The organism is Citrobacter sp. MNAZ 1397 (assembly GCF_023613995.1).
GTDB lineage: Bacteria > Pseudomonadota > Gammaproteobacteria > Enterobacterales > Enterobacteriaceae > Phytobacter > Phytobacter ursingii.
Genome location: NZ_JAKIVH010000003.1, coordinates 324,251 through 336,344, shown reverse-complemented (window position 1 = coordinate 336,344; position 12,094 = coordinate 324,251). Strand labels below are relative to the sequence as shown.

11 protein-coding genes are annotated in these 12,094 nt (G+C 53.7%); 1 reads left to right on the top strand and 10 read right to left on the bottom strand.

What is annotated here, in order from left to right; translation table 11 throughout:
• The 8 genes from ugpE to livK all read right to left on the bottom strand — a co-directional run bounded on the left by ugpE (nucleotide 1) and on the right by livK (nucleotide 8,430).
• Nucleotides 1–846, bottom strand: a complete 846-nt coding sequence (ugpE, locus tag L2097_RS18785) for a sn-glycerol-3-phosphate ABC transporter permease UgpE (RefSeq protein WP_085006310.1) — start codon at nucleotides 844–846, stop codon at nucleotides 1–3.
• Nucleotides 843–1,730 (bottom strand): sn-glycerol-3-phosphate ABC transporter permease UgpA, encoded by an 888-nt coding sequence (ugpA, locus tag L2097_RS18780; protein ID WP_047372786.1) that lies wholly within the window; start codon nucleotides 1,728–1,730, stop codon nucleotides 843–845. The genes ugpE and ugpA overlap by 4 nt, the downstream gene beginning before the upstream one ends.
• Before the next feature lie 128 nt (nucleotides 1,731–1,858).
• Nucleotides 1,859–3,175 (bottom strand): sn-glycerol-3-phosphate ABC transporter substrate-binding protein UgpB, encoded by a 1,317-nt coding sequence (gene ugpB, locus L2097_RS18775; protein ID WP_041851342.1) that lies wholly within the window; start codon nucleotides 3,173–3,175, stop codon nucleotides 1,859–1,861.
• 293 nt (nucleotides 3,176–3,468) lie between these two features.
• Nucleotides 3,469–4,182, bottom strand: a complete 714-nt coding sequence (gene livF / locus L2097_RS18770) for a high-affinity branched-chain amino acid ABC transporter ATP-binding protein LivF (RefSeq protein WP_047372785.1) — start codon at nucleotides 4,180–4,182, stop codon at nucleotides 3,469–3,471.
• A gap of 1 nt (nucleotide 4,183) precedes the next feature.
• Nucleotides 4,184–4,951 carry a high-affinity branched-chain amino acid ABC transporter ATP-binding protein LivG gene (livG, locus tag L2097_RS18765; RefSeq protein ID WP_047372784.1) on the bottom strand — a complete coding sequence of 256 codons (768 nt, stop codon included), beginning with the start codon at nucleotides 4,949–4,951 and terminating at the stop codon, nucleotides 4,184–4,186.
• A complete protein-coding gene (locus L2097_RS18760) occupies nucleotides 4,948–6,225 on the bottom strand; it encodes a high-affinity branched-chain amino acid ABC transporter permease LivM (protein WP_250353480.1) in 1,278 nt (425 codons plus the stop codon). The genes livG and L2097_RS18760 overlap by 4 nt, the downstream gene beginning before the upstream one ends.
• Nucleotides 6,222–7,148, bottom strand: coding sequence for a high-affinity branched-chain amino acid ABC transporter permease LivH (gene livH / locus L2097_RS18755; RefSeq protein WP_047372782.1), 927 nt, complete (start codon nucleotides 7,146–7,148; stop codon nucleotides 6,222–6,224). The genes L2097_RS18760 and livH overlap by 4 nt, the downstream gene beginning before the upstream one ends.
• A gap of 172 nt (nucleotides 7,149–7,320) precedes the next feature.
• A complete protein-coding gene (gene livK, locus L2097_RS18750; protein ID WP_250353479.1) occupies nucleotides 7,321–8,430 on the bottom strand; it encodes a high-affinity branched-chain amino acid ABC transporter substrate-binding protein LivK in 1,110 nt (369 codons plus the stop codon).
• Nucleotides 8,431–8,857: 427 nt separating this feature from the next.
• Between livK and panM the strand changes: the two genes are divergently transcribed.
• Nucleotides 8,858–9,250: an aspartate 1-decarboxylase autocleavage activator PanM gene (gene panM, locus L2097_RS18745; protein WP_250353478.1), complete on the top strand. Its 393-nt coding sequence runs from the start codon at nucleotides 8,858–8,860 to the stop codon at nucleotides 9,248–9,250.
• Nucleotides 9,251–9,382: 132 nt separating this feature from the next.
• On the opposite strand, the gene L2097_RS18740 is transcribed toward panM, so the two are convergent.
• Both L2097_RS18740 and L2097_RS18735 read right to left on the bottom strand, forming a co-directional pair.
• The gene (locus tag L2097_RS18740) at nucleotides 9,383–10,486 is read right to left on the bottom strand and encodes a branched-chain amino acid ABC transporter substrate-binding protein (RefSeq protein WP_167337910.1); all 1,104 of its coding nucleotides are present in this window, start codon (nucleotides 10,484–10,486) and stop codon (nucleotides 9,383–9,385) included.
• Between the two features lie 252 nt (nucleotides 10,487–10,738).
• Nucleotides 10,739–12,004 (bottom strand): 4-aminobutyrate--2-oxoglutarate transaminase, encoded by a 1,266-nt coding sequence (locus tag L2097_RS18735; RefSeq protein ID WP_250353477.1) that lies wholly within the window; start codon nucleotides 12,002–12,004, stop codon nucleotides 10,739–10,741.
• Between the last annotated feature and the right edge of the window lie 90 nt (nucleotides 12,005–12,094).

Genomic DNA, 12,094 nt, shown 5'->3' with positions numbered 1-12,094 from the left:
TTATTTCTCACTGTCTACCAGACCACGCACAAACGCACGCTGCATGGCAAAAACGATAACGACCGGGGGAATCAGCGTGAGCAGCATGGCCGCCATCACCTGATTCCATTGTGTGGTGCCTTCACCTACGGCGATCATGCCTTTGATGCCCGCGACAGCGGTGCCCAGATTGACGTCGCTGATGATAAGCAGGGGCCATAAATACTGGTTCCAGCCGTAGATAAAGGTAATGACAAACAGCGCCGCCAGATTGGTTTTTGACAGCGGCAGCACGATATCCCGGAAAAAGCGCATCGGTGAGGCGCCATCAATACGCGCCGCTTCCATCAGCTCATCCGGCAGCGTCATAAAAAACTGGCGAAAGAGGAATGTCGCCGTAGCCGAAGCCATCAGCGGTAGCGTTAACCCGGTGTAGCTGTCGAGCATTTTCAGGTTCGCAATCACTTCCACCGTCGGGAAAATACGCACTTCAACCGGCAGCATCAGGGTGATAAAAATCATCCAGAAAAAGAGGTTACGTAGCGGAAAGCGGAACCAGACGATGGCAAAGGCGGAGAGCATCGAGACGGCGATTTTCCCCACGGTAATAGAGAACGCCATGATGAAGCTGTTAAGCATCATCAGCCAGAACGGCGCACTGTTAACGCCAACGCCGTTAATCCAAATCGCTTTCATATTTTCCAGCAGGTGCGTGCCGGGAATCAGGGTCATTGGCGTTTCATAAACGGCGTTGTTATCCAGCGTTGCCGCCACAAAGGCGACATACAGCGGAAACAGGATCGTCACAATGCCCAGAATAAGCAGAAGGTGGCTGAAAAAAGTCAGCCCGGGACGATTCTCAATCATTGGTAGCGTACCTTGCTTTCAACATAACGGAACTGAACGACCGTCAGCACGATCACCAGGAACATCAGCACCACGGACTGTGCAGCGGAAGCGGACAGATCCAGACCGGCAAAGCCTTCACGGTAAATCTTATAAATCAGCGTGGTCGTTGCCTGTACCGGGCCACCCGCCGTTGCGGCATCAATCACCGGGAAGGTATCGAAAAAGGCATACACCAGGTTGACCACCAGCAGGAAGAAACTCACCGGGGCAATCAGCGGCAACGAGAGCTTAAAGAAGCGTCGAATCGGCCCTGCGCCGTCAATCGCCGCCGCTTCCACCAGGGAACGGGGAATAGATTGCAGCGCAGCGAAGAAGAATAAAAAGTTGTAACTAATCTGCTTCCAGATAGAAGCAAAAACCACCAGGAACATGGCCTGTCCACTGTTTTGCGCATGGTTCCAGTTATAACCAAATTGTTCAAGAAAGTGGGTTATCAAACCGCGACCAGGGTTGAAGAGAAATATCCACAACACCGCGGCGACGGCCGGGGCGACGGCATACGGGAGCAGCATTAACGTCTGGTATACACGGCTGCCGCGTACCACGTTGTCGACCAGTGCGGCAAAGAACAGGGACGAGAACAGGCCAAAAAAGGTGACCAGCGCGCTAAAACGCATCGTTGTCCAGAAGGACTCAAGGTAATAGCCGTCATGGAACAGGGCCACAAAATTATCAAGGCCCACGAACTGACTCGACAGGCCGAACGGATCAACACTTTGTACCGAATACCACAGCGCTTCGCCTGCAGGCCAGATAAAGAAAATAACGGTGATAACCAATTGAGGCGCGACCAGCAGGTAAGGCAGCCAGCGGGAACGAAACACCGGACGGGATGAGGACATGAGGTTACTCTTTGGCTAAACGTTGCTGAATGCACTCCCGGATGGCGGCGCAAGCGCCTTATCCGGGCTACTTAATGATGTAGCCCCGGTAAGCGCAGCGCCACCGGGGAACATCCAGCACCTTTACATTAAGACTTAGTCGACTGCTCGAAGCGGCGCAGCAGTTGATTACCACGTTCGACCGCCGAATCCAGCGCCTGCTGTGGCGTTTTCTTGCCGGTCCAGACGCTTTCCAGTTCTTCATCCACAATGGTACGAATCTGCGGCATGTTGCCCAGACGCAGACCTTTGGTGAATGGCAACGGCGGCTTGTTCAGCATCTGGCGCGTCGCGATATCCGCACCCGGGTTCTTGTCATAGAAGCCTTCTTTACGGGTCAGATCGTATGCCGCCGTAGTGATCGGCAGGTAGCCGGTTTTCTGGTGCCATTCAGCGGCGATTTCCGGTTTAGCCAGGAACTCAAGGAACTGCGCAACACCGGTATAGGTCGGCTTGTCTTTGCCCTGCATAACCCACAGGCTGGCCCCGCCGATGATGGCGTTCTGCGGCGCGCCTTTCACGTCGGCGTCGTAAGGCATCATGCCCACACCGTAGTTAAATTTGGCGTAATGACGGATATCCGCCAGCGAGCCAGAGGACGCAGTGGTAATCGCACAGTCGCCGTTATAAAACTTCTCGGTAGACTCGTCTTTACGACCGAAATAGCTGAAATCGCCCTTCTTGTTCAGCTCTTCGAGCATGGCGATGTGTTTCACCTGCTCCGGTTTGTTGAACTCCAGAACCGCATCCGTACCGTCGAAACCGTTGTTTTTGGTCGCAACAGGCAGGCCGTGCCAGGCGCTAAAGTTTTCAATCTGGATCCAACCCTGCCAGCCGCTGGCGTAACCGCACTTCATCCCTGTTGCTTTTAGTTTGGCCGTGTATGCAGCCAGATCCTGCCAGGTTTTTGGCGGTTGCTCGGGATCCAGACCCGCTTTTTTGAAAGCATCTTTGTTGTAGTACAGCACCGGTGTGGAGCTGTTGAACGGCTGGGACAGCAGGTGACCCGTTTTTGAATCGGTGTAGTAACCGGCAACGGTCGGCACAAACTGGGATTCATCAAAGTTGATACCGGCGTCTTTGAACACTTCGTAGACCGGCTTAATGGCTTTCGATGCCATCATGGTCGCCGTCCCTACTTCGTAAACCTGCAGCAGGGCCGGCGCATTACCGGTACGAAACGCTGCGATACCCGCACTCAGGCTCTGCTCGTAGTTACCTTTGTACACCGGCACAATTTTGTAATCCGGGTGAGTGTCGTTAAAACGTTGCGCCAGGGAGTCAACTTCTTTGCCTAACTCGCCTTCCATGGAATGCCAGAATGGGATTGTCGTGACAGCCATTGCGTTGCCTGCAAAGATCAACCCAAGAGCCAGTCCTAAAGCTGTGTGTCGTAACGGTGTCATTCGGTTTTCTCTCTTGTTGTGCCGGATGCGCGATATCACGCGTTTTATGCTCGCGAGGTAACATGACATGCTCGAATGACAGAAAAATAACCTTTTAATTACAATAAGGTGACAGCCAGGCGTCAGAGAGATGATGGTTGTGTGAAGGGGTTTTTAGGGTTGGGTGCAACCTGATGCCCTCATCCCGCCCCTCTCCCACGGGGAGAGGGAGAAAAGCGGTGCCAGGTTTATTGCTCAACGCGATCGGTTCCCTCTCCCTTGAGGGAGAGGGTTAGGGTGAGGGGGAAACGCGATCAACCGCCCAGATAGGCGCTACGCACCGCTTCGTTCGCCAGCAGCGCATCGCCGGTATCTTCCAGTACGACGTGGCCGTTTTCCAGCACATAGCCGCGATCGGCGAGTTTCAGCGCCTGGTTGGCGTTCTGCTCGACGAGGAAGATTGTCATCCCATCTTTACGCAGTTGTTCGATGGTATCGAAAATCTGCTGAATGATGATCGGCGCAAGCCCCAGTGAGGGTTCGTCCAGCAGCAGCAGGCGCGGCTGGCTCATTAACGCGCGACCAATCGCCAGCATCTGCTGTTCGCCGCCGGACATCGTGCCCGCACGCTGAATCCGACGTTCATGCAGACGAGGGAACAGCTCGTAGACCCACTTGATACGATCCTGAAACTGGTCACGGTCGGCAAAGAAGCCGCCCATCGCCAGGTTCTCTTCCACGGTCATACGGGAAAAGACACGGCGCCCTTCCGGCACAATCGCCACCGCTTCACGCATAATTTTCGCCGTCTGCCAGTCGGTAATGTCTTTGCCATCAAACACGATACGACCACTGGTTGCACGCGGATCGCCGCACAAGGTACCCAGCAGCGTGGTTTTACCCGCGCCGTTGGCACCGATCAGGGTAACAATCTCACCCTGATTGATATGCAGGCTGACATCGTGCAATGCCTGGATTTTGCCGTAGTGGGCGCTAACTTTGTCAAAGGACAACATGACTTTTTCCATCTTATGCCTCACCGAGGTATGCACGGATCACGTCCGGGTTATTACGAATTTCTTCCGGCGTACCGTTAGCCAGCGGCGTCCCCTGGTTGACGACATAAATACGATCGGAGATCCCCATCACCAGCTTCATATCATGTTCGATGAGCAAGATGGTGGTGTTGTGGTTGTTACGCAGCTCAACAATTAACTCGTCCAGCTCTTTGGTTTCTTTCGGGTTCAGACCTGCCGCCGGTTCATCCAGCATCAGGATTTCCGGCTGCGTCACCATGCAACGGGCAATCTCCAGGCGACGCTGGTCGCCATAGGCGAGGTTGCTTGCCTGGCGGTTGGCATGCTCAAGCAGACCAATACGCTCAAGCCAGGTGGCGGCGCGATCCAGCGCTTCACTTTGCGCGCGGCGGAAAGACGGTGTTTTCAGCAGGCCGGAGAACACACCGGTTTTCAGTTGCTGATGCTGTGCCACCAGCAGGTTTTCAATCACCGTCATTTCACGAAACAGTCGTACGTGCTGGAAAGTACGAACTACACCCATGCGTGCGATTTGCTGACCTGGCAACCCTTCCAGATGCTGCTCGCGTAGCATGATGGTGCCGCCCGTCGGTTTGTAGAAACCGGTCAGGCAGTTAAAGACGGTGGTTTTGCCCGCACCATTCGGGCCAATCAGCGAAACGATCTCCTGAGGATGTAAATCCAGCGCCACGTTGTTGACGGCCAGCAGGCCGCCAAAACGCATCATCAGGCCGTTTACGGATAACAATGGCTGACTCATGCCTGCTCTCCCTTTGCCTGACCGTTTTTCAGTTTCAGTTGCGGACGGGTCATCGGCAGCAAGCCTTGAGGACGCCAAATCATCATCAGTACCATCAATCCACCCAGCATCAACATGCTGTACTCATTGAAATCACGCATCAGCTCACGGGAAACCACCAGCAGAATCGCTGCCAGGATAACCGCAAACTGCGAACCCATACCGCCCAGAACCACGATTGCCAGCACAAATGCGGACTCCGCAAAGGTGAAGGACTCCGGGCTGACAAAACCCTGGCGTGCAGCAAACAGCGTACCGGCAAAACCCGCAAACGCGGCGCTGATAGTGAACGCAGTCAGCTTGATGCGGGTCGGGTTGAGGCCCAGAGAGCGGCAGGCAATTTCATCTTCACGCAGCGCTTCCCAGGCGCGACCGAGCGGCATACGCAGCAGACGGTTAATCACAAACAGGGTAATGATGACCAGCAGCAGCGCAACCATATAAAGGAAGACGACACGGTCGCTGGGATCATAAGGCACGCCAAAGAAGTTGCTGAACGTATCCCAGCCGCCCTCGCGCGCAGTACGGCTAAACTCCAGCCCGAACAGCGTCGGCTTTGGAATCTGGCTGATCCCGTTCGGACCACCGGTAATTTCAGTGTTGTTCAGCAGCAGAATACGGACGATTTCGCCGAAACCGAGGGTGACAATCGCCAGGTAATCTCCACGCAGACGCAGTACCGGGAAGCCCAGCAGGAAACCCGCTGCCGCTGATACCAGGCCCGCCAGCGGCAGACATGTCCAGAAGCCGAGGCCGTAATAGTGGTTCAGCAGCGCGAAGGTGTAAGCGCCAATGGCGTAGAAACCGCCATAACCCAGCACCAGCAGACCGGACAGCCCCACCACCACGTTCAGCCCGAGGCCGAGGATGATATAAATCATGGTCATGGTGGCGATATCCACCGTACCGCGCGAAACCACAAACGGCCATGCTACGGCAGCAACCAGCAGGGCCACCAGGAAGAGTTTCTGTTTAACGGTCGAACCGTCGATCGCCGGCAGAATGAATTTCGGCCCCGAGACGTTTTTCAGGGTTTTCTGGTAAACCGGGCGCAGCAACTGGAAGAAAAAGACCACGGCAGTACCAATGAACACCCACTCCCAGCGAATGCTCGCCGCGGTGTTCACCACCAGTTTGGTACCATCCAGCTCTAACTGTACGCCCATAAAGACGGACGCCAGCACAAAAAACAGGACGGCTGAGAGCAACGCCATCGCAAAATGCATTGGTTTCATACTTTTTCAACCTCCGGGCGACCCAGGATACCGGTCGGCATCACCAGCAGCACGATGATCAGCAGGGCAAACGCCACCACGTCTTTATATTCCGTACTCAGGTACGCCGAGGAGAGTGCTTCGGTGATGCCCAGAATCAGGCCGCCGATCATCGCACCCGGAATGCTACCGATACCGCCCAGTACCGCTGCGGTAAAGGCTTTCATCCCCGCCATAAAGCCGATATAGGGGTTGATTACGCCATAGAACTGACCGAGCAACACACCCGCCACTGCCGCCATCGCTGCGCCGATCACAAAGGTCAGGGCAATCACGCGGTCAGTGTTGATACCAAGCAGGCTCGCCATTTTCAGGTCTTCTGAACAGGCGCGGCAGGCGCGCCCCATGCGGGAATAACGGATAAACACCGTCAGCGCAAGCATGGAAACAAAGGTCACAATCCAGATAACCAGCTGCATAGTCGTGATGGTGGCAGCGAAATTATCACTGCTGCCGACCGTCCACTGGCCGTTAAACAGGCTCGGCAACGCGACGTCACGTGAACCTTCGGTCAGGCTGACATAGTTTTGCAGGAAGATTGACATGCCGATGGCGGAAATCAGTGCAATCAGGCGTTTGGAGTTGCGCACCGGCCGATAGGCCACACGCTCAATACTCCAGCCATACGCGCTGGCAATGACGATAGCGCCGACAAAGCCTGCGGCAATCAGCAGCCAACTGGCGTCGATACCCATCATCATCAAAGCGGCAATAATCATAAAGGAGACATAACTGCCGATCATATAGACCTCGCCATGGGCGAAGTTGATCATGCCGATAATGCCATACACCATGGTGTAACCGATGGCGATCAATGCATAGGTGCTTCCCAGCGTCACGCCGTTAAACATCTGCTGCAAGAAATAGAGAAACTGCTCGGACATAACGTAACCTTTCTAAACCCGACAAGCCGGGATGTTGAACCCCCACTCGCCATAATTCGAGTTGCAGGAAGACGGCAAGTTTGTTCAGCCCGGAAGCGTACAAGTCATACGTGACCGGGGTGGATAAACGCAGCCAACGCATCTGCGGCGCGAAATATGATAAGTGGTTGCCTTATTTGGCTACCGTGGACGAACCATCGGCATGCCACTGGAAGACTCCGAAATCAAATCCTTTCAAATCGCCTTTCTCATCCCAGTTCAGCGGCCCAATGACGGTTTTAGCTCCGTTAGCTTTTAAATCTTTTACCAGCGCGAGCGGTTCATCACTGCCAGAACGCGCCATTGCCTGTGCCAGAGACTGTACTGCGGCATAGGTGATCCAGACATACGGACCACTCGGGTCTTTCTTCTCGGCTTTTAACGCGTCGACGATGGTCTGGTTAGCCGGATCCTGGTCGTAACGCTTCGGCATCGTCACCAGCATGCCTTCCGCCGCATCGCCCGCGATGTTGGAAAGAGATGCATTCCCTACGCCTTCTGGCCCCATAAACTGGGTCTGCAGACCATTCGCACGCGCCTGACGCAGAATCTGCCCCATTTCCGGGTAATAACCACCGTAGTAGACAAAATCGATATTTTCTTTCTTAAGGCGGGCTACGAGAGCAGAGAAATCTTTCTCACCGGCGGTAATGCCGTCGAAGAAGACGATATTCGCGCCACCGGCTTTCAGACCTTCCTGAACAGAACGCGCCAGGCCTTCACCGTACTGCTGCTTGTCGTGAATGATGGCAATGCGTTGCGGCTTAACCGTGCCGAGGATATATTTCGCGGCGGTCGGCCCCTGAGACGAGTCCAGGCCTGCGGTACGCATAATGTGCTGATAGCCGCGCTGGGTCAGTTCCGGGTTAGTCGCCCCGGGGGAGATCATCAGGATGCCTTCATCCTCGTAGATGTCAGACGCAGGCTGCGTTGACGATGAGCAGAGATGTCCAATTACGTATTTGATACCGTCGTTAACGACTTTGTTCGCCACCGCAACGGCTTGTTTCGGGTCACAGGCGTCGTCATATTCCACAGCGACCAGTTTGTCGCCCTTAACGCCGCCTTTAGCGTTGATATCTTTGATAGCCTGGCGCGCACCGTTGAACTCCATATCGCCCCATTGAGCAATCGGACCGGACATCGCCCCCACAACCGCAACTTTTATATCCTTCGCCATGGCCGCGTGAGACATCGCAAGTGCAACCATCCCCGCGATTAATGTCTTCGCGTTCCTTCTCATTCTGAAATCCTCGTTCGTGATGTCGTGTGTAAATATATTGTTTTTTTATGGTTAAAAAGCATTCTGTACTTTTTATAGACAACGCTATTTTTACCAGCGCCATGAATGGTTTAGCGCAGTTTTTTGGCAAAAACCAGACTAAATACTCTATTTTTCAGGCGATTAAGCAGAGATAATATTCTGAATTACGCTGGAGATAAACCAAAAAAGTTCAGTTTACAGCATAAAATAATGGCACAAAGAGCGGAATAAAACGCTACCTTTCAGGGGAAAATGCTGCCTGTTTTTCGATCCCTAATGTTTAAATCTGCCGCAACGCCTGGCTCAAAAGTAATCGCCTGCAAACCGAAAAATGAAAAAGTAACAGCCTGCGTCAGAGGAAATTGTTTACACTGCAAATATCTTTTGAGACATGGACAAGCTGTGAATGAAATTGACCATTATCCGTCTGGTAAGTTTTACCGAGCAGGATCATATTGATTTAGCTAAAGTCTGGCCTGAATACTCCCCTGCATCGCTGGAGGTTGACGAAACACATCGCATTTATGCGGCGCGTTTTAACGACCGATTACTAGGCGCTGTTCGTGTGACCCGGAGTGGCACTCAGGCTGCTCTGGATTCGCTGCGCGTGCGTGATGTCACCCGTCGCCGCGGCGTTGGCCAATATTTGCTCGAAGAAGTGATCCGCGATAATCCTGCTATTACTACCTGGTGGATTACCGAAGCCGGCGTGGAAGATCGCAGCGTGATGGCCGCATTCGCTCAGGCAATGGGCTTTACCGCTGAGCAAGATGGCTGGGTAAAACGCGTCAGCGCGTAAGAAAGTAGTCCGGATAAGCGCAGCGCATCCGGGGAAGTAGGTCTGTGCGGTCTGATGCCCTCACCCCGGCCCTCTCACACAGGGAGAGGGCGCAAACATTAAAAAAGGCAACTTGCGTTGCCTTTTTACTGTTTATTTGGCGTCAGTGGCGGTGCCATTCGCATGCCAGGTGAACACGCCGAACTCAAAGCCTTTAAGGTCACCCTTCTCGTCCCAGGACAACGGCCCCATAACGGTCTCAACAGAGTTGCCTTTCAGCCAGGTCGCGATAGCCGCCGGGTCAGAAGACTGGTTCAGGCCAGCAGCCAGAGACTGCAGCGCGGCGTAGGTGGTCCATACAAATGCGCCGCTCGGATCCTGTTTCTTCGCTTTGATCGCTTCTACGATAGGTTTGTTCGCTGGAACCTGATCGTAGTTCTTCGGTTTGGTCACTAACATGCCTTCGGCAGAATCGCCCGCGATGTTAGACAGGGAAACGTTCGCTACGCCTTCCGGACCCATAAATTTAGTTTGCAGACCGGCAGCACGAGACTGACGCAGGATCTGGCCCATTTCCGGGTGATAGCCACCGTAGTAAACGAAGTCGATGTTTTCTTTTTTCAGACGCGCAACCAGCGTGGAGAAGTCTTTCTCGCCAGCCGTGATACCGTCAAAGAACACCACGTTCGCGCCGCCTTTTTTCAGGCCATCCTGTACGGCACGCGCCAGACCTTCACCGTACTGCTGTTTATCGTGGATAACAGCAATGCGCTGCGGTTTAACGTGTTCCAGAATGTATTTTGCCGCAGTCGGGCCCTGATCAGAATCCAGGCCGGTGGTGCGCAGAGTCAGTTTATAGCCGCGAGCCGTCAGCTCCGGAGCCGTCGCTGCTGGCGTAATCATCAGAATACCTTCGTCTTCATAAATATCGGACGCAGGCTGGGTAGAAGAGGAGCACAGGTGACCAATAACGTATTTGATGCCGTCGTTAACCACTTTGTTCGCTACTGCAACAGCTTGTTTCGGGTCGCAGGCATCATCATATTTGGTGATAACCAGCTTGTCGCCTTTGATACCGCCTTTGGCGTTGATATCAGCAACAGCCTGCTCAGCGCCAGTAAACTCCTGATCACCGTATTGCGCAACCGGGCCAGACATCGCACCCACGACAGCGACTTTAATATCTTTCGCGAATGCCATGTTGCTCATCGCTAACGCGACACATCCTGCCAGTAACGCTTTACCCTTCATTTTCATCCTGAGATTCCCCATTGTTTATGGTGATTGCATTTGTTGTGATGTTGTTATTTGACACATTATTTTGCTGACGGTCATAAGCAAAGAATATGATAGTAGCCAGCAGGGATGCCGCCCGTGTCTTGGCAGCATTCTCTGCTAAAACATAACCCATTTTCTGAAATTTGGAACCACAATTTTGAAGGTTATATAACAGGCGGATGACAGTGGGTAAGAAAGCCGCCAGACGGCGGCTTTCTTTGTGTAGGGTAATTAGTGGGTCAGCGACTGGTAGAGAATATCCAGTGCTTTACGGAACTGAACTTCCGGGATGGTCAGCGGATAGAGGAAGCGGATCACGTTGCCGTAGACACCACAACTCAACAGCAACAACCCGGCGGTCAGCGCTTTATCCTGTACTTGTTTCGTGAATTCTGCCGACGGCTCCCCGCTTTGCGGATCGTTAAATTCCACGGCGACCATAGAACCCTGAGCGCGAATATCCGCGATGTACGGACAGTCTGCTTTCGCTTTAGTCAGCACTTCAACCAGATGTTTACCCAGGTGGTTAGCGCGTTCGCACAGATTCTCTTCGTCAATCACATCCATCACGGCATGCGCCGCGGCCACGGCTAATGGGTTGCCGGCATAAGTACCGCCCAAACCGCCCGGTGCCGGTGCGTCCATGACTTCCGCACGCCCCGCTACCGCAGAAAGCGGCAGGCCACCTGCCAGACTCTTCGCCATGGTGATCAAGTCCGGTTTGACGCTGTAATGTTCCACCGCAAAGAGTTTACCGGTGCGCGCAAAGCCAGACTGCACTTCATCGGTAATCAGCAGAATGCCGTGAGTGTCACAGAGTTTACGCAGCGCCTGCATAAAGTCGTCAGGGGCAATATTGAATCCGCCTTCCCCTTGAACCGGTTCAAGCAGGATAGCCGCAACCTGATCGGGGGCGATATCCGCTTTGAAGATACGATCCAGACTTTTCAGTGCATCGTCAGTGCTTACACCATGGAGCGTATTGGGAAATTGCGCATGGAAAATGGAACCAGGAAACGGGCCAAAGCCGATTTTGTACGGCGCCACTTTACCGGTCAGTGCCATGGTCATATAGGTACGTCCGTGGAAGCCGCCGCCGAAGGTAATCACACCAGGTCGTTTGGTATAGGCGCGGGCAATTTTCACCGCGTTTTCCAGTGCTTCCGCCCCGGTCGAGAAAAAGGCCGTTTTGGCCGGGCCGTCTACCGGCACGCGTTCGTTAATGCGTTCCGCCAGCGAGACATAGCTTTCGTACGGGACAATTTGATAGGCCGTATGGGTAAACGCCTGCAGCTGTTTTTCCACCGCTGCGACGATTTTTGGGTGACGATGCCCGGTATTGAGCACTGCAATCCCGGCGGCGAAATCGATGACTTCGTTGCCTTCCACATCCCAGAGCGTCGCGTTTTCTGCTTTTTCGGCATAGAAGCCGCACATCACGCCAATACCACGCGGTGTCGCCTGTAAACGGCGTTGATGTAATTCGTTATTCTTCACCTTAAACTCCCCCCGTCATTGATTCATTTCGCAGCAACCCTCTTTTGCAACAATGACACAAGCGGTCCTATAATCGAGTACCAGTTTTGA